The organism is Promicromonospora sp. Populi (assembly GCF_041081105.1).
Classification (GTDB): Bacteria; Actinomycetota; Actinomycetes; order Actinomycetales; family Cellulomonadaceae; genus Promicromonospora.
This window is the reverse complement of record NZ_CP163528.1, coordinates 5,041,674-5,059,003: the sequence shown is the minus strand read 5'-3', so window position 1 is coordinate 5,059,003 and position 17,330 is coordinate 5,041,674. Positions and strand designations below refer to the sequence as shown.

Annotated in this window: 17 protein-coding genes and 1 tRNA gene; 10 read left to right on the top strand and 8 right to left on the bottom strand. The window is 71.4% G+C overall.

The window, feature by feature from the left end:
• Window positions 1-7: 7 nt before the first annotated feature.
• Window positions 8-1,306: a VWA domain-containing protein gene (locus tag AB1046_RS22975; RefSeq protein WP_369371590.1), complete on the top strand. Its 1,299-nt coding sequence runs from the start codon at window positions 8-10 to the stop codon at window positions 1,304-1,306.
• A complete protein-coding gene (locus tag AB1046_RS22970) occupies window positions 1,303-2,208 on the top strand; it encodes an FHA domain-containing protein (RefSeq protein WP_369371589.1) in 906 nt (301 codons plus the stop codon). Before AB1046_RS22975 ends, AB1046_RS22970 begins: the two co-directional genes overlap by 4 nt.
• Here the strand turns inward: AB1046_RS22970 and AB1046_RS22965 are convergent.
• The 4 genes from AB1046_RS22965 to AB1046_RS22950 form a co-directional block, all read right to left on the bottom strand.
• The gene (locus AB1046_RS22965) at window positions 2,153-3,466 is read right to left on the bottom strand and encodes an MFS transporter (RefSeq protein WP_369371588.1); all 1,314 of its coding nucleotides are present in this window, start codon (window positions 3,464-3,466) and stop codon (window positions 2,153-2,155) included. The genes AB1046_RS22970 and AB1046_RS22965 overlap by 56 nt on opposite strands.
• Complete coding sequence (locus AB1046_RS22960; RefSeq protein WP_369371587.1) at window positions 3,463-4,092, bottom strand: ArsR/SmtB family transcription factor; 630 nt, start codon at window positions 4,090-4,092, stop codon at window positions 3,463-3,465. The genes AB1046_RS22965 and AB1046_RS22960 overlap by 4 nt, the downstream gene beginning before the upstream one ends.
• A 536-nt stretch (window positions 4,093-4,628) precedes the next feature.
• Window positions 4,629-5,483: an alpha/beta fold hydrolase gene (locus tag AB1046_RS22955; protein ID WP_369371586.1), complete on the bottom strand. Its 855-nt coding sequence runs from the start codon at window positions 5,481-5,483 to the stop codon at window positions 4,629-4,631.
• 37 nt (window positions 5,484-5,520) lie between these two features.
• Complete coding sequence (locus AB1046_RS22950) at window positions 5,521-6,441, bottom strand: RNA polymerase sigma factor (RefSeq protein ID WP_369371585.1); 921 nt, start codon at window positions 6,439-6,441, stop codon at window positions 5,521-5,523.
• 254 nt (window positions 6,442-6,695) lie between these two features.
• Between AB1046_RS22950 and AB1046_RS22945 the strand changes: the two genes are divergently transcribed.
• The 3 genes from AB1046_RS22945 to AB1046_RS22935 all read left to right on the top strand — a co-directional run bounded on the left by AB1046_RS22945 (window position 6,696) and on the right by AB1046_RS22935 (window position 7,760).
• Window positions 6,696-6,845 (top strand): hypothetical protein, encoded by a 150-nt coding sequence (locus tag AB1046_RS22945; protein WP_369371584.1) that lies wholly within the window; start codon window positions 6,696-6,698, stop codon window positions 6,843-6,845.
• Between the two features lie 131 nt (window positions 6,846-6,976).
• Complete coding sequence (gene orn, locus AB1046_RS22940) at window positions 6,977-7,612, top strand: oligoribonuclease (protein WP_369371583.1); 636 nt, start codon at window positions 6,977-6,979, stop codon at window positions 7,610-7,612.
• A gap of 72 nt (window positions 7,613-7,684) precedes the next feature.
• Window positions 7,685-7,760, top strand: a tRNA-His gene (locus AB1046_RS22935).
• A 56-nt stretch (window positions 7,761-7,816) separates the two neighbouring features.
• Here the strand turns inward: AB1046_RS22935 and AB1046_RS22930 are convergent.
• Both AB1046_RS22930 and AB1046_RS22925 read right to left on the bottom strand, forming a co-directional pair.
• Window positions 7,817-8,713: a RimK family alpha-L-glutamate ligase gene (locus AB1046_RS22930; protein ID WP_369371582.1), complete on the bottom strand. Its 897-nt coding sequence runs from the start codon at window positions 8,711-8,713 to the stop codon at window positions 7,817-7,819.
• Between the two features lie 67 nt (window positions 8,714-8,780).
• Window positions 8,781-9,821, bottom strand: coding sequence for an ABC transporter ATP-binding protein (locus tag AB1046_RS22925; protein ID WP_369371581.1), 1,041 nt, complete (start codon window positions 9,819-9,821; stop codon window positions 8,781-8,783).
• Window positions 9,822-9,863: 42 nt separating this feature from the next.
• On the opposite strand from AB1046_RS22925, the gene AB1046_RS22920 reads away from it, so the two are divergent.
• The 3 genes from AB1046_RS22920 (at window position 9,864) to AB1046_RS22910 (ending at window position 12,396) form a co-directional block, all read left to right on the top strand.
• Complete coding sequence (locus AB1046_RS22920; RefSeq protein WP_369371580.1) at window positions 9,864-10,523, top strand: ABC transporter permease; 660 nt, start codon at window positions 9,864-9,866, stop codon at window positions 10,521-10,523.
• A complete protein-coding gene (locus AB1046_RS22915) occupies window positions 10,520-11,203 on the top strand; it encodes an ABC transporter permease (RefSeq protein ID WP_369371579.1) in 684 nt (227 codons plus the stop codon). The genes AB1046_RS22920 and AB1046_RS22915 overlap by 4 nt, the downstream gene beginning before the upstream one ends.
• A 158-nt stretch (window positions 11,204-11,361) precedes the next feature.
• Window positions 11,362-12,396, top strand: coding sequence for a glycine betaine ABC transporter substrate-binding protein (locus tag AB1046_RS22910; RefSeq protein WP_369371578.1), 1,035 nt, complete (start codon window positions 11,362-11,364; stop codon window positions 12,394-12,396).
• Window positions 12,397-12,518: 122 nt separating this feature from the next.
• On the opposite strand, the gene AB1046_RS22905 is transcribed toward AB1046_RS22910, so the two are convergent.
• Window positions 12,519-14,078, bottom strand: a complete 1,560-nt coding sequence (locus tag AB1046_RS22905) for an NAD(P)/FAD-dependent oxidoreductase (protein WP_369371577.1) — start codon at window positions 14,076-14,078, stop codon at window positions 12,519-12,521.
• Window positions 14,079-14,171: 93 nt separating this feature from the next.
• Here AB1046_RS22905 and AB1046_RS22900 point away from each other — a divergent pair, with 93 nt between their 5' ends.
• Window positions 14,172-14,516: a type II toxin-antitoxin system RelE/ParE family toxin gene (locus AB1046_RS22900; RefSeq protein ID WP_369371576.1), complete on the top strand. Its 345-nt coding sequence runs from the start codon at window positions 14,172-14,174 to the stop codon at window positions 14,514-14,516.
• Window positions 14,513-14,830: a helix-turn-helix domain-containing protein gene (locus tag AB1046_RS22895; protein WP_369371575.1), complete on the top strand. Its 318-nt coding sequence runs from the start codon at window positions 14,513-14,515 to the stop codon at window positions 14,828-14,830. Before AB1046_RS22900 ends, AB1046_RS22895 begins: the two co-directional genes overlap by 4 nt.
• A gap of 79 nt (window positions 14,831-14,909) precedes the next feature.
• On the opposite strand, the gene AB1046_RS22890 is transcribed toward AB1046_RS22895, so the two are convergent.
• A complete protein-coding gene (locus tag AB1046_RS22890; RefSeq protein WP_369371574.1) occupies window positions 14,910-17,291 on the bottom strand; it encodes a Tex family protein in 2,382 nt (793 codons plus the stop codon).
• Window positions 17,292-17,330 lie beyond the last annotated feature (39 nt).

The window sequence follows — 17,330 nt, the reverse complement described above, 5'->3', positions numbered from 1 at the left end:
AGCCACCGTGGCCGAGTTCTCCGCCGAGGTCTTTCAGAACGAGTTTCTGTCCGACGGCGCGACCGATGTGCACGCCGTCGTGTCCGTGACCTGCACTGGCGCAGGTGCGGCGACCGCTGATCGCGGCGCGGCGGGCACGAGCGCGGGCGGCGTCGCCGAGATCGTCGCGGTCGACACGTCGGGGTCCATGCAGGGCCGCAACATGGAGGCCGCGAAGCACGCCGCGGCGGTGGCCGTGGACCAGATCCCGGATGGCACGCTGTTCGCGATCATCGGCGGCTCGCACGTGGCGTCCCGGATCTTCCCGTACCCCAACGCGCGCGTCCCGATGGTGGCGATGGAGCCGGGCGCCCGGTACGAGGCCAAGCGCGCCATCGGTTCCATGACGGCGAGCGGCGGCACCGCGATCTCGACGTGGCTGCGGCTGGCGGACGACCTCTTCGCCACCGTGCCGGCAGCACAGAAGCACCTGATCCTGCTGACCGACGGCAAGAACGAGTCCGAGCCGTCGATGCACCTGGACCGGATGATCGTGGACGTCATGGGCCACTTCCAGTGCGACGCCCGCGGCGTGGGCGACCGGTGGGTCGTGGAGGAGCTGCGCAAGATCTCGACGGCGCTGCTCGGCACCGTCGACCTCATCGCGCGGCCGGAGGACATCGCCGAGGACTTCTCCGCGCTGGTCCGCAAGTCCATGGCCCGCGGCGTCGCCGCGGTGGACCTGCGGGTGTGGGCGCCGCAGGGTTCACAGGTCCTGTTCGTCAAGCAGGTGGCCCCCGAGGTCGACGACCTCACCGGCCGCCGCACCGAGGTGAACCCCCTGACCAGCGGCTACCCCACTGGCGCGTGGGCCGACGAGACCCGCGAGTACCACGTGGCGGTCCGGGTGGCGGCCAAGCCCGTGGGCTCGGAGCAGCTCGCGGCGCGCGTGCAGGTCGCCGTCGACGGCGAGGTGACGGCGTCCGGTCTGGTGAAGGCCAAGTGGTCGGACGACTCGACGCTCACCGCCCGGATCAGCCCCGAGGTGGCGCACTACACGGGCCAGGCGGAGCTCGCCTCGGCCATCCAGGAGGGCCTGGCCGCGAAGGCCGCCGGCGACGAGGCGACGGCGACCGTCAAGCTCGGCCGCGCTGTCCAGCTCGCCGCCGAGACCGGCAACGAGGAGGCCACCTCACGCCTGCGCAAGATCGTGGAGGTGGAGAACGAGGAGGAGGGCACCGTGCGGCTCAAGCGGAACACCGCCAAGCTGGACGAGATGGCACTCGACACTGCTTCCACCAAGACGACCCGGGTCCGGCGCGCATGACCGTCGTCTGCCCGGAGGGGCACGCCAGCCAGGCGACCGACTACTGCGACGTGTGCGGCGCGCCGATCCCCGCTGCCGCGCCGGGCGCGGGTCCGGGTGGCTCGACGGCTGGCCCCGCATCGGCTCCTGGTAGCGCGCCGGGCGGCCCGGCGAGCGGCGCGGCCGAGCCCGGCGAGTCCAACGGCGGCCCGGTGACCTGCCCGAACTGCGGCGACGAGTCCCCCGCCGGCTCGCTGTTCTGCGAGAACTGCGGATACGACTTCACGACCGGTACGGCAGCCGTGCCGACTGCTCCCGCGCCTCCTGTCTCCAGCCTGGACCTGGGTGACCTGGGTGCCACGCAGCCTGCGAGCACGCCCGCGCAAGAACCGGCAGCGGCGTCCGGCACGGCGGCGTCCGGTGCGACGGCACCGCCGTCGGCCGAGGAGCCCGCTCCGCCGTCGCCCGGAGCACCCGCGCCGTCCGCGGGTGGGAGCCTCGCGCCGCCCGTCCCGGGCGACGACGCCTGGGTCGCGGAGATCTGGGTAGACCCCGACTGGTACGCGCACGAGCAGCCCGAGGACCCGATGCCGTCGGCGGGCCTGCCCGGTCTGGTCACGCTGCGGCAGCGCAGCCTTCTGGTGGGGCGGCCGTCGCAGTCGCGCGGCATCCGGCCCGACATCGACTGCGGCAGCGACCCCGGCGTGTCCCGGCGGCACTGCCAGCTGACCACCGACGGGCTGCGCTGGTGGGTGGAGGACCTGGGCTCGTCGAACGGGACGTTCGTCGCGGCCGCGGGCGAAGCCCTGCCGGACACCCCGCTCACGCAGGGCGTCCGCCGGGAGATCGAGGAGAACGACCGGGTCTTCATCGGAGCCTGGACCCGCCTGGTGATCCGCAAGGCCCTCCCGGGCGAGGCCTGACCTCACTGTCGCGCAGGCGCAGCGCCAGCAGCCCTGCACCGATCGTGACGACGACGCTGAACAGCACCAGCAGCCGGTAGTCGACGAACGCGAGCAGGCCGGCGCCGATCGCCGTCACCACGGTGCCCGGCAGGTTGTTCACCAGGTGGCCGGCGGCCGCGACCCGGCCCTGGAGCCGTTCGGGCGTACGGACCTGCCGCTCGGTGGTCCACGCGATGATCGCTGAGGTCAGCCCGAACCCGAGCAGCGCCTGGCACGCCACAGCGGGAATCACCCAGCCGGACATGAGAGGCACCAGGGCCACGCCGGAACCGATGATCCCCAGCGCGTAGATGCGCGGCCGCCCGAACCGGATCATCAGGCGCGGCGTGACCGCGCCGGCGACGAACCCCGCCACCCCCTGCAGCACGGTGAGCGGCCCGAGCCAGGCGGCCGACATCCCCAGACCGTCCAGCACTGAGAACACGACGGCGTTCACAACGCCGACCGAAGCGAACACGATCACCGCGTTCCACGTCATGCCGCCCAGCGGCTGCGTGCCGAACAGGTGCCGGAACCCAGCGGTCGTTGCCGCGAGGTACGACTCGCCCGGCACGTCCTCAAAGTGTGACTCAGTGACCCGCACCAGGCAGAACACCACCGCTGCGCCCACAAACCCGGCGATCGCCACCGCGACCAGCGGCACGACGCCCACCAGGGCGTAGACCCCAGCGCCGAGCACCGGCAGGGCCACCCGGAGCACCTGGTCGATCATCGAGAGGCGGCCGTTCGCGTGGCCCAGAGCGTCGTCGGGCACAAGGTCCTTGAGGAGGCCCGACTGGCATGCCCCGGTCACATAGGCCACCGCTGAGTAGACGAGCGTGGAGGCGAAGATCACCCAGACCTGGTCCGGCCGGGTCACCCAGAACAGCGGCACCAGCCCGAGCGCGCCCACGACGTAGGCGATCACCAGCATGCGCCGCCGGGACACCCGGTCGGCGAGGTGCCCAAGGAACGGGGACGCCAGCGCCGGCAGGCCCAGCAGCGCGAACGTCAGGCCGCCCAGGGCGTTGCTGCCCGTCAGGTCGGCGACCCAGACGGCCATGAGCAGCGTCAGGAGCGAGTCCGCCACGTTCGCGAGCGTCCAGCCCACCACGAGCGTGCGGAAGAGCGGTGTCCGTAGGTGCCGGGCGGGATCGTCCCGCACCACCTGCCCGACGGCGGACGGGTCGCCCTGGGCGGCCCCGTCGCCGGGGGCAGCGGGCCCGACGGCGGTCATGCCTCCTCCTCGGCCGGGTCCGGGATCTCCGACCAGACCGCGCCGAAGAGGTGCGACCGCCGCGCGCCCGGCGGGCGCTGGTCCGGGTCCGCCATCCGGCCACGGAACGGCTCGGTGAGCGCTTCGAGCCGACGGGAGAGGTTGTCGAGCTCGTCGCGGGTGACCCAGTACTCCTGGTGCGTCTGGGTGGTTGCGTACACCCAGTCCGGGTCGTCGTCGGCGGCGTCGGCGAGCCAGCGCTGCAGGCGCCCGAACTGCTCGGCGACGAACATGCTGCCGAACGCCTTCGCGGCCGGCCACGACTCCGGGTCGGCGAGGTCGGGCCGAACGCTGAACCCGCGGCCCACCATCCGCCACGGGCGCTCCTTGCCGTGCGGCTCGGCCCGCTCGACGTGACCGTACTTCTCGAGCTGGCGCAGGTGGAACGAGCAGCTCGCCACCGACTCCCCGGTCCGCTCGGCGCACTGGGTAGCAGTGAGCTCAACACCCGGGTCGAACAGGTCGAGCAGGCGGAGCCGCAGGGGGTGGGTCATGGCCTTGATCGCGTCGGTCTGCGAGATGACGACGTCGTCAGGCGGCGTCGGCCGGGTGAAGCCCTGGATCTCGGGCTGCTTCTGCTCGGGCATGCGGCGACCCTAGAACGCTAAAGAACACTTGCGCAAGGAATCTTTAGTGAACCCTTCAGCGGGCTGTGCGCGCAAGCCGCCCGCGCGATCTGAGCGTCTGACCCGTCCGGAACAAAAAGCCGTGCGTAACGCCGGTGTTTCCTGGGAGGCTCAGGGCACACCGCGGTGACGTCCGTCCGGTCCCATACCGGGCGGTGGAAAGGGTCCGGCCAGACCCATGTCGGGAGACCGACGATCCAGCGTCACGAAAGGCACTCACGTGCATACCGAGTACGACCTGGCACAGTCCCTTCACCGGGATCGCCTCCGAGACGCCGAGGAACACCGGCGCTCACGCAGGCTCCGCGAGGAGCAGAAGCGACGCAAGGCCGAGGCCCGCGCCGCGCACCGGAACGACAGCCGCGCACCGGCACCCGCCCTGCGCGTGCGGTCCGCATGACCCTGATGGCGCCTGCCGGATCGAACCCGGCATCCCGCGCCGCCCACAACCGCCGAAGCAGAGCGGGTGCCGAGCACCCGCTCTGCTTCGGCGTTGTCTAGGACGTGAAGTCCGCGATGGCCCTGGCGAACTCCCCTGGCTGCTCGATGTGCCCGAAGTGGCCGCTGTCGGCGAGCACGGCCAGCCTGGAGCCCGGGATCCGATCGTGCAGCTCCTGCGCCCAGCGCGGCCCGCAGATGAAGTCGTAGGTACCGACCATCACCAGGGCGGGCACCGAGAGCGTGCCGAGGGCGGCGCGGTCGTCGATCACCTCCGGCTGGAGGTTGTCGTCCAGGCCGGACACATGGCGGCCCCGGACGTTCGACCGCAGCCGCGAGAAGTCGGACTCCCCGGCCCAGTAGTCCTTGAGGTAGACCGGCAGCAGGGTCCGCAGGACCTGGGTCATGGTCTCGTCGTCGTCGATCGTGGGCACGGCCCGCCACGCCTTCGTGATCTCCGGCAGCTCCGGGTGACCCGCAAACCGGACGGCGAACTTCTCGAAGTTGCGCTGGGCCTCCATGAACAGCTCCGGCCCGGTGACCGGCGAGCTCTCGTACAGGATCACCCCGGCGAGCCGGGACGGACGGGTCAGGGCGAAGTGCTGGGCGACGAAGCCGCCGTGCGAGTGACCCAGCAGGTACACCTGCGGCGCGCCGAGGTCGTCGATCACGCCGTCTATCGCCTTGGCGTACCGCTCCCGCGTGTAGCCGTGCGGGTGCCCGGCCAGCCGGTCGGCGTCCGGTGTGCCGACGGGCTCGATGTACACCGCCGTCACGTGCTTCTCGACCTCCGGCATCCGCAGGTAGTCCCAGGCGATGCCGGGGCCGCCCGAGTGCATCAGGCACAGCGGGCCTTGGCCGTGCACGTGGTAGCGCTGGGTGACCCCGTCGATCTCGATCGTGTGTGTAGTCATGCCCGCAAGATGCGCAGCAGGCGGCAAAGTTCGATCTCTACGCCGTGACCGTGGTCACAGCGGGATGCAGCAGCCGGAGCCGGCGCGGCCTGCCGTCCTCCAGCGACATCAACCACACGACGCTCGGCGGGCAGTGCTCGGGGTCGTCCGGCGGGTTGATCAGGTCCATCTCCCAGATGGTCAGGTCCTTGCTCGCCACCGTGTGCCGCATGCGCTGCCGGACCCCGGCCACCAGGTCGCACTCCATGCCGGCCAGGACCAGGTCCAGCCCACCACTGACCGTTCTTGTAGCCAGCTGGATCTGCGGCGACCATTCGGCCACGACCTCCGGGAACCGCCCCTGTTCGGCCGCCTCGAGAGTCTCGAGGCCCTCCCGGCGCCGCAGGGCGGTCAGCTTGGCCGCGTCGTCGTGCGCCTGCTCGGCCGTGCCGAGCAAGGCCTCGGCCAGCTTGGACCTGGCCTGGTTGAGTCGGCTGCGCACCGTCCCGACCGGCACGTCACAGGCCGCGGCGATCTCGTCGTACGCCGTGACGCCGGTGAAGTACCTGAGCAGCAACGGGAGCTGGAGCCTGGGCGACAGCTCCCCCATCGCGTGCCAGATCCAGTCCCGCAGCGCGTGCCGCTCGATCACCTCGTCCGGCGAGGCACCACCGACAAGCAGGTCCGCACCGTCGAACGGCAGCTCACGGGAGCGCCGCAGCCTCATCCGGCACTCGTTGCGCACGATCGCCCTGAGCCAAGGGCCCACGGACTCGGGATCACGCAGACTACCGATGCGACGCAAGGCGGTCAGCGAGGCGTCCTGGACGACGTCGTCCGCGTCCGGGCCATAACCCAGGATACGCAACGCGACCGCCCGCATGCCCGCCTCGTGCCGCACGAGCAGCAGGCCGAGCGCCTCAACGGCGCCTTGCCTGGCACAGATCACGAGCTCCGCGTCGGACGGCGCGACAGTCACGACGTCGAAGATAGCGCCACACCCTGAGAGCCTGCGCCCGGCGTCGCGCGCTCCTCAGAAGGCGCTCCGTGACCTGCGTCACCGCGCTGACCTGCGCAAAGGTGCCGCACGTCACCGCTGTCCGCCTTGCGCGGGATTTCCACCATCAGGGATGATGTAACACGACGGAAACACCGATGGACGCGGAGCCGCAACCCGGCCGGAGCGCCCCACGAGGCCGTCACCCTCTCCCCACCCCTGGAAGGACCCCAGTCATGCATGCCCAGACCGCTTACGACATCGGCCGCGCACAGGTTGCCGAGATCGCCCGCCGCGCGGAGGCCGCCAGCGCCCAGGAGCGCGCGCTGCGCGCACGTTCGGAGCGCCCCACCGCCAAGCGCGCCAAGTGGTTCCGCCTGAGCTGACCGGCGCCCGCCGCACCCTGGCCCTTCCCAGGACGACCCCGGTCGCCTCGGAGGGGCCTTTCTGCGCCCGCCCCAGGCGGCACCACAGAATCACGTAAGCGGTCCGCGTTCTACGGAATAGGCTGGGTCGTGTGAGTACTCCCAACCCCAACGAGCGCATCGTCTGGATCGACTGCGAGATGACCGGCCTGGACCTGCGCGCCGACGCGCTCGTCGAGGTCGCCGCGATCGTCACCGACTCCGACCTCAACGTCCTGGGCACCGGTGTCGATGTCCTCGTCAAGCCTCCGGCCGAGGCCCTGGCGCAGATGAACGACTTCGTCCGCACGATGCACACCACGTCCGGCCTGCTCGACGAGCTCGACGGGGGGCTGACCCTCGAGGAGGCGCAGGAGCAGATCCTGGCGTACGTCCGCGAGTGGGTGCCGGAGCCGCGCAAGGCGCCGCTGGCCGGCAACTCGGTAGGCACGGACAAGTCGTTCCTGGACCTGCACATGCCCCAGCTCGTGGAGCACCTGCACTACCGGATCGTCGACGTGTCCTCCATCAAGGAGCTCGCCCGGCGCTGGTATCCGCGCGTCTACTTCGCTTCCCCGAAGAAGGGGGGCGGGCACCGCGCGCTCGCCGACATCCTCGAGTCGATCGACGAGCTGCGCTACTACCGCGAGGTCCTGTTCCCGGCGCAGCCCGGCCCCGACACCGCGACGGCCCGCGCCGCCGCGGAACGTGTCGCGGAGACGTCCGTCACGAAGCCGCTCGCGCGATAGTTTTCAGTTCGGTCCGCGGGCAGTGACCATGTATGCTTTTCGACGGTCGCCGGTCCATGATCGGCGAACATGGTGGGCGTAGCTCAGCTGGTAGAGCATCGCGTTGTGGTCGCGAGGGCCGCGGGTTCAAGTCCCGTCGCTCACCCCAGACGCAAGGGCCCCTCGCACAAGCGAGGGGCCCTTCTGTCTTGCCCGACGGCGGCCTCAGCCCAGCAGCTTCACCACGGCGTCGGCCAGCCTGCCCTCGACGCCGGACCCGTACCGCATCCAGAGCGACGGCTCGGTGAGCTCCAGCTCGATGACCATGGGCTCGCCGTCGTCGCCCGAGACGAGGTCTACGCGCGCGTAGGTGAGGTCCGCCCCGGTGGCCTCCCGGGCCACCGCGAGCGCCCGCTGCGCCACGTCGATCTGGGCGGGCGTGGCCTCGAAGGACTCCATCTCCTCTTCCGCGTAGAGCTCGCCGGACTCCTCGGCCGGGCCGGTGAGCAGGGCGTTCTTCCGGACGGCGTGCGTGAGCTCGCCCTCGATGAAGATCAGGCAGGTCTCGCCGGTGGTGTCGACGGAGGTGACGTAGGGCTGGATCATGACCCAGCGGCCGTCGTCGAGCAGACGCGTGGCGTGTGCGATGGCCTTGCCGCGCGACTGCGCGGAGACCGGCTGGTAGCGACCGGTGTTCTTGGCGCCGGCGCTGACGACGGGCTTGACCACGAAGTCGCCGAAGGCGGGCATGCGGGTGTGCACTGCGCGCTTGGACAGGTGCCGCGCGGGGTCGAGCCAGATCGTGGGGATGACGGGGATCCCGGCGGCTTCGAGCTCGCGCAGGTACCGCTTGTCGGTGTTCCACTCGATGACGTCGGCGGAGTTGGCGACCTTCGGCAGGGCGCGCGCCCAGGCGAGGAACTCGTCGTGCCGCGGCGAGTAGTCCCAGGTGGACCGGACCAGGACGAGGTCGTAGGCCTGCCAGTCGACGGCCGGGTCGTCCCACACCGCGGGTTCGGCGGTCACACCGCGCTCGGCCAGCGCGCCGATCAGCGGCGCGTCGTCCTTGTCGAGGTCGGGCAGCTGGGAGCAGGTCGCGAGGGCTACGCGTGCGTTGGTCACGCCCCGAGACTATCGGGAGCGGTTCGACCGGGCCCTGGCCTCGGCGTCGCGCAAAAGGCGGCGTCCGTCACACTGCCGGTCGCGCGTCCTGCACGTCGTAGGCGGTGTCCGGTACGTCCACCGCGGCGTCCGCCGCCCGGCGCAGCGCGCCGAGGATCCCGTCGGCGGTGAGCGAGCCGACGACGTCGCCCGAGTCCCCCACGACCGGCACCCGGCCCATGGCGGACCCGGGGAGCGCGGCCACGGCCTCGAACGCGTCGGTCAGGCGGGCGCCCAGCGCGACGGGCGCGGGCGCGGGCTGAATGATCCGGTCCGCGCTCTCCAGGTCGGCGGTCTGCACCTCGGCCAGCGCGAGCATGCGCGAGGCGGAGCCGTCGCCGATGAAGTCCCGCACCCGGTCCGACGCCGGGTGGGCGAGCACCGCGAGCGGGCTCGCCACCTGTTCGAGGTGGCCGCCGCGGGAGAGGACGGCGATCCGGTCGCCGAGGCGCGCCGCCTCGTCGATGTCGTGCGTCACGAGGATCACAGTCGTCCCGGTCTCGCGCTGGATGCGCGCGAACTCCGTCTGCAGGTGCCGGCGGAACTCCGGGTCGACGGCGCCGAACGGCTCGTCCATCAGCAGCACCGGCGGGTCGGTAGCCAGGGCGCGCGCCACGCCGATGCGCTGGCGCTCACCGCCGGACAGCTCGTGCGGGTACCGCTTCGCGAAGTCCGCGGCCGGCAGGCCCACGAGGTCGAGCAGCTCGGTGACGCGGGCCCGGGTGCGCTTGCGGTCCCAACCGAGCAGGGCGGGAACGGTGGCGATGTTGGCCTCGACGGTGCGGTGCGGGAACAGGCCGACGTTCTGGATCACGTACCCGATGCGGCGGCGCAGGGCCACGGGGTCGGTGGTGGTGACGTCCTCGCCGTCGAGCAGGATGCGGCCCGACGTCGGCTCCACCAACCGGTTGACCATACGCAGCGTGGTCGACTTGCCGCAGCCCGACGGGCCGACGAGCGCGAGCACCTCGTGCTCGCGCACGGAGAGGCTCAGTCCTTGGACGGCGACGGCGTCGTCACCGTACGTCTTGCGAACGTTGTCCAGCTCGATCACGGTGCGGGCAGCCATGTCACGAACCTACCGGGTCGGACGCAAGGTAGGTTCTACGGCATGCCCGGCAACCCCTGGTTCTCCTGGTCCTATGTGGTCGACAACGCACCCGTACTTTGGGAACGCACGATCGAGCACGCGGGCCTGACGATCGAGGCCGTCCTGATCTCCGCGGCCATCGCGATCCCGCTGGGGGCGCTGATCTCCCGGTCGCGGTGGTTGTCCGGGCCGGTGCTCGGCGTGGCCGCCGTCATGTACACGGTGCCGTCCCTGGCGCTGTTCGCGATCCTGGCGCCGCTGCTCGGGATCGGCCGCACGCCCGTCCTCGTGGGTCTGGTGGTCTACGCGCTGCTCATCATCCTGCGCAACACCGTGGCGGGGCTCGCCACCGTGGACCCCGCGGTCATAGACGCCGCCCGCGGCCTGGGCTACGGGTCCGGGCGGCTGCTCTTCCAGGTGGCCATGCCGAGCGCGCTGCCGAGCATCGTCGCCGGGCTGCGGCTGGCCACCGTGTCCACCGTCGCGCTGGTGACCGTCGGCGTGGTGGTCGGGTTCGGCGGGCTCGGGCAGCTCATGTTCCAGGGCTTCCGCAACAACTTCTACCGGGCCGAGATCATGACCGCCACGCTCGCGTGCATCCTGCTCGCCCTGGTGCTGGACCTCGCCCTCTGGGCGATCGGCCGAGCGCTGACCCCCTGGCTGCGCAGGAGGACCTCATGAGCGCCCCGACCAGCGTCGTCGAGCAAGCCCTCGTCTGGCTCAACGACCCCCTGACCTGGACCGAGCCCGGCGGTGTGCTCGACCTGACGGGCGAGCACCTGCTCATGACCGCCGTCGCCGTCCTGGTGGCCGCCGCCGTGGCGATCCCGCTCGGCGCATGGCTCGGGCACAGCGGGCGAGGTGCGGGCGTCGTCGTCTGGCTCACCAACGCGTCCCGGGCGCTGCCCACGCTCGGCATCATCCTGCTGCTCGCCGCAGGCGGGCTGTTCGGCAACACCGCCACCGTCATCGCCGCCGCGTTCTTCGCCGTACCCGTGCTCCTGGTCAACACCTACGAGGGTGTGCGCGGCGCCGACCCCGACGCCCGCGACGCCGCCCGCGGCATGGGCATGAGCGGCGGACGCATCCTGCTGCAGGTCGAGCTGCCGCTCGCCACCACCCTGGTCGCCGCCGGCCTGCGGGTCACCATCGTGCAGGTCGTCGCCACCATCCCGCTCGCGGCACTCGCGGGCGGCGGCGGCCTGGGCCAGATCATCGCGCTCGGCATGGGCACACAGCGGTACGGCGAGGTGCTGGCCGGCGGTGTGGTGGTCGCGGGGCTCTGCCTCGTGATCGACGCCGTCCTCGCGGTCGGGCAGCGCCTGGCCACCCCCGCCCCGCTCCGCGCGGGCGCTCGCTAGCCGCACCGCGCCCCGCTCCGGCGCACCACGGCCGGGCGAACCGTAACGACCACGTAATGAGACAGGTTCGCCCTTGCCTTGGGCGACCTCCCGGGTTCGAATAGGGTCGATCGAAGTCGTAGAACAGATGTACGTCCCTCACAACTCGGAGACATTCGATGAAGCTCCCCCGTACACACGTCTCACTGCCCCGCGCGCTCGGCGCAGCGGCCGCGGTGCTCAGCCTCACGCTCCTGACCGCTTGCGGTGCACCCGGTTCCGCGGGCGGTGGCGGCAGCACCGACAGCTCGACGGGCGGCGCCGACCTCGCCGCCTGTGAGGCGGTCCCGGGCGACGAGCTCGTGGTCCTGGACGACGACCAGCAGCTGCAGACCGTCGACAACATCATCCCCGCGGTGAACGCCGCCGCGGTGGAGGGCGACGACACGCTGATCTCGCTGCTCGACACGGTCTCGGCCGCGCTCGACACCAACACGCTGATCGGCCTGAACCGGTCCGTGGACGTCGACCGCCGCACCTCGCAGGAGGTCGCCGAGGAGTTCGTGGCCGACGCCGGCCTCGACAGCCCCGAGGCGACCGGCAGCGGCGAGATCATCGTCGGCGCCGCCGACTTCGCCGAGAGCGCCACGCTCGGCACCATCTACGCGACGGTGCTGAACGCCGCCGGGTACGACGCCGAGGTCACGACCATCGGCAACCGTGAGGCCTACCTGCCCGCGCTGGAGAGCGGCGACCAGGTCCAGGTGATCCCCGAGTACGTGGGCACCCTCACGGAGTTCCTCAACCACGACGTCAACGGGGCCGACGCCGATGCGGTCGCCAGCAGCGACCTCGACGCCACGGTCGAGGCCCTCACCGGCCTGGGCGAGGAGGTCGGCCTCGTCTTCGGCACGCCCTCCCCCGCACAGGACCAGAACGCGTTCGCCGTGACCCAGGCCTTCGCCGACGAGCACGGCATCGCCACGCTCAGCGAGCTCGCCGAGACCTGCGGCGGCCTCGTGCTCGGCGGCCCGCCGGAGTGCACCGAGCGCCCGTTCTGCCAGCCGGGTCTTGAGGAGACCTACGGTCTCCAGTTCGCGGAGTTCCGCTCGCTGGACGCCGGCGGCCCCCTGACCAAGAGCGCCCTCCAGCAGGGCGAGGTCACCTTGGGCCTGGTCTTCAGCTCGGACGGCTCCCTGACCCCGACGGAGTAGTTCGGCAGGGGCTGCGTTCCTACTTCCCCTTTGAGTCCTAGGTTTCTTCGCTTTGGAGCCCTCCAAAGCGAAGAAACCTAGGTCTCAAAACGTTTGGCAGCCGACGGCGGCGCGGGGTCCGGTCAGAGGCCGTAGGACTCCAGGAAGCGGAGCCAGACCTCGCTGACCGTCGGGTAGGCGGGGACCGCGTGCCACAGGCGGTCCAGCGGTACCTCGCCGACGACGGCGATGGTCGCGGCGTGCAGCATCTCCCCGGCGTCCGGCCCCACGAAGGTGGCGCCCACGAGGACCCGCCGCTGCGTGTCGACGAGCACCTGGGCGCGGCCCGAGTAGCCGGGCGTCTCCACGCTCGCGCCGGACACCCAGGACAGGTCGTAGGACACGGCCTCCACCGGGATCCCGGCCGCGCGCGCCTCGCGCTCCGTCGGCCCCACCCAGCTCACCTGCGGCCGCGTGAACACGACCTGGACCCGCGCCGTCTGGTCGGCGGTCGCGGCATACCGCGACCACGGCTTCCCCTCCTGCCCGACGACGGGCGCCGGGTCACCGCTCGTCGGTGCCCGGTCACCAGCCTCCGTGCCGTACCGAGCAGCCACCACGTCGCCGACCACCCGCCCCTGATACTTGCCCTGGTGCGTGGTCGGGGCGCGGCCGGTCACGTCGCCGCACGCGTACAGCCAGCCTTCCGGTACGCCCGTGACCTGCATCGACTCGTCGACGACGAGCGCCCCGCCGCGGCCCAGCGCGGAGTCGTCAAGGCCGACGCTCTCGACGTTCAGGTCGGCCGTGCGCGGCACACGTCCGGTCGCCACGAGGATCTCGGCGGCAGTCACCCGCGCGCCGTCGGACAGGGTGACCGTCACGGGACCGGCGGGCTCGTTCTCCGCGCCGGTGCCGGGCCGCTCGACCGAGCTGAGCTCCACGCCGGTCCGGATGTCGACGCCGATCGCGCGCAACGAGTCGGCGACCATCTCGCCCGCGAACGGCTCAGCGTTCGTGAGCAGGCCGCCCCGGGCCAGCAGCGTCACCTGCGCACCGAGATCCGCGTAGGCGTTCGCCATCTCGACGCCCACCACGCCGCCGCCGACCACAACGAGGGACTCGGGGATCGCCTCGGCCGCCGTCGCCTCGCGGCTGGACCAGGGCGAGGCCTCCGCCAGCCCCGGGACGCCGGGCAGCACGGGCACGCTGCCAGTCGCGACGATCACGGCGTGCCGGGCGCGGAGGAGCCGGGTCGCGGGTGCGCCCCCGGCCTCCGCCTCCGCGAGGCCGCCGCCGGACTCGCCGTCGTCATCCTTCGGCACCGTGACCTCCACGAGCCGCTCGCCGACCAACCGGCCGTGCCCGCGCACGAGCGTCAGGCCGGCGCCCTCGACCCAGGAGACCTGCCCGGCGTCATCCCAGTTGCTGGTGATCTCGTCACGCCGGGCGAGGACGGCGGCGACGTCGGGCGGGCCGGGGTCCGTCAGGCCGGGCGTCTCGCGCGCAAGCGCACGGACGGCACCCGCGCGCAGCAGCACCTTGGACGGCATGCACGCCCAGTAGGAGCACTCACCGCCCACCAGCTCGGACTCGACCAGGGCGACGGAGAGGCCGGTGCGCGAGGCGCGGTCGGCCGCGTTCTCGCCCACCGGCCCGCCCCCGATGACGATGACGTCGAAGGACTCCTCGGAAAGACTCATGCCGTCATCCTCCCCCCATGACGCGGGTCCGCGCTGCCAACCTTCCCACACGGAGCGATCGCGGATAGAATGCATACGTTCTAGGGTGCGGGGATGCCCTGGGAAGTCATCCTCCATCCTGAAGTCGAGTCGTTCGTACTCGGCCTACCCGACGACACATATGACCTGGTGTCGGCTCGGATCGACCTGCTCGAAGTCAACGGTCCACAGTTGGGACGACCCGCAGTGGACCGGATCACCCGAAGCAACCGACACAACATGAAGGAATTACGAGCCGATACGATCCGCATCCTGTTCCTCTTCGACCCGAACCGGCGGGCAATCCTGCTGGTTGCCGGCGACAAGGCCGGATCATGGAACGCCTGGTATCCCTCAGCCATCCGACTGGCGGAGGACAGGTTCACGGGATGGCTCGACGCGCAGGAGGAGAAGCGATGAGCACCGAGTTCACGTCATGGCGAGACGTCAAGGCCAAGCGACCTGTCACACCCGAACGAGAGGCCACAGCGCGTGCACGCAGCGAGCGGGAGATCGCCGCGTACCACCTCGCCCAGATCCGCACCGAGATGCACCGCACTCAGGCCGAGGTCGGGGCGGCAATGGGCGTCTCGCAGCGCCGGGTCTCCGCGATCGAGCACGGCGAGATCTCCCGCACCGAGCTCGCCACGCTCGAGTCTTACATCGCGGCCCTCGGCGGCAAGGTCCGCATCATCGCTGACTTCGGCGACCGAACCTACGACCTTCCTGCCTGACCGAACGCTCCAGACCCGTTGGGCGTGCAGGTCGCCCCGGTGATCTGCACGTCCAACGAGCCTGGAGCATCTGACAAGGTCAGGCCAGGCCGGCCTTCCGCAGGGCGTCCGCCATCGCTGTGTCCGCGGGTGCCGGACGACCGCCGCCGCCCTGCCGGTCGCCGCCGCGCTGTCCACCGCCCTGTCGTCCGCCGCCACGCCCGCCCTGCCGGTCGCCGCCCTGGCCTCCGGTGCCACCGGAACCTCCGGACCGCGAACCACCGGACGCCCGGCCGCCTGGGGCAGCGCCAACCTCGTCGTCCAGGCGCAGCGTCAGCGCTACCCGCTTGCGCTGCAGGTCCACGTCCATGACCTTCACCTTGACGATGTCGCCCGACTTCACGACCTCGCGCGGGTCGCTGACGAAGTTCTTGGACATCGCCGAGACGTGCACGAGCCCGTCCTGGTGCACACCGATGTCCACGAAGGCCCCGAACGCCGCGACGTTGGTGACCTGGCCCTCCAGCACCATGCCGGGCACCAGGTCGCCGAGCGTCTCGACGCCGTCCGCGAAGGACGCCGTGGTGAACGCGGGCCGCGGGTCGCGGCCCGGCTTCTCCAGCTCGGCGAAGATGTCGGTGACCGTGGGCAGGCCGAACGTCTCGTCCACGAACTGAGTGGGCTTGAGCGTGCGCAGCGCACCACCGTTGCCGATGAGCCCCGTGACCTCGGCCCCGGACGCCGACACGATGCGCCGCGCCAGCGGGTACGCCTCGGGGTGCACGGACGACGCGTCGAGCGGTTCGGCGCCGCCCGAGACCTTGAGGAAGCCCGCGCACTGCTCGAACGCCTTGGGTCCCAGTCGAGGAACGCCCTTGAGCGCCGCCCGCGACGCGTACGGCCCGTTGGCGTCCCGGTGGGCCACGATGTTCTCCGCGAGCGTCGAGGTGATGCCCGAGACGCGGGACAGCAGCGGCACCGACGCCGTATTGAGGTCAACACCGACGCCGTTCACGCAGTCCTCCACCACGGCGTCCAGGGACCGCGAGAGCTTGGTCTCGGTGATGTCGTGCTGGTACTGGCCCACGCCGATCGACCGGGGGTCGATCTTCACGAGCTCGGCCAGCGGGTCCTGCAGGCGGCGCGCGATGGAGACCGCGCCCCGGATGGACACGTCCAGGTCCGGCAGCTCGGCGCTCGCGTAGGCGGACGCCGAGTACACGGACGCGCCCGCCTCCGACACGATCGCCTTGGTCAGCCCGAGCTCCGGCGCCTTCTTCATCAGGTCGGCCGCCAGTCGCTCGGTCTCGCGCGACGCCGTGCCGTTGCCGATCGCCACGAGGTCGACGTTGTGCTTCTTGGCCAGCGTGGCAAGCGTGGCGAGCGACTCGTCCCAGCGGTTCGCCGGCTGGTGCGGGTAGATCGTCGCGTACTCGACGACCTTGCCGGTCGCGTCCACGACGGCGACCTTCACGCCGGTGCGCAGGCCCGGGTCAAGACCCATCGTGGCCCGGGTACCCGCGGGTGCCGCGAGCAGCAGGTCGCGCAGGTTGGCCGCGAACACGCGCACGGCCTCGTCCTCCGCCTCGGAGCGCAACCGCAGCCGCACATCGATGCCGAGGTGCACCAGGATCTTGGTGCGCCACGCCCAGCGGACCGTGTCGGCGAGCCAGCGGTCGCCGGGGCGCCCCTGGTTCGTGATGTCGAACTGGTGCGCGATCGTGGCCTCGTACGACGTCGGCACGCCCGCCTCGACGCCCTCCTCCGGCTCGATCGTCAGGTCCAGCACGTCCTCCTTCTCACCGCGGAAGAGGGCGAGCACACGGTGCGACGGCAGGCCGGACAGGGCCTGGCCGAACTCGAAGTAGTCCGAGAACTTGGCGCCCTTGTCCTGTGCCCCGTCACGGACGGTGGACAGCATCCGACCGCGCTTCCACAGCCGCTCGCGCAGCGTGCCGATCAGGTCGGCGTCCTCGCCCATACGCTCCACGAGGATCGCGCGGGCACCGGCGAGCGCCGTGTCGGCGTCGGCCACGCCCTTCTCGGCGTCGACGTACTGCTGCGCGGCCGTCACCGGGTCGAGCGACGGGTCGCCGAGCAGCGCGGTGGCGAGCGGCTCCAGGCCGGCCTCGCGGGCGATCTGCGCCTTGGTGCGCCGCTTCGGCTTGAACGGGAGGTAGATGTCCTCCAGGCGCGACTTGGTCTCCGCGGACAGGATCTGGGCACGCAGCTCGTCGTCAAGCTTGCCCTGCTCCTCCACCGACGCCAGGATCGCCGCGCGTCGCTCCTCCAGCTCCCGGAGGTACCGCAGGCGCTCCTCCAGGGTGCGCAGCTGCGCGTCGTCGAGCGTGCCCGTGACCTCCTTGCGGTAGCGGGCGATGAACGGCACTGTCGCGCCGCCGTCGAGCAGGTCGACCGCAGCGGTCACCTGTCCCTCGCGGACACCCAGCTCCTCGGCGATCCGCCGGTTGATACTTGCCACTTGTCCCTTACCTCACTTCTAGAAGGTCGGGACAGATTG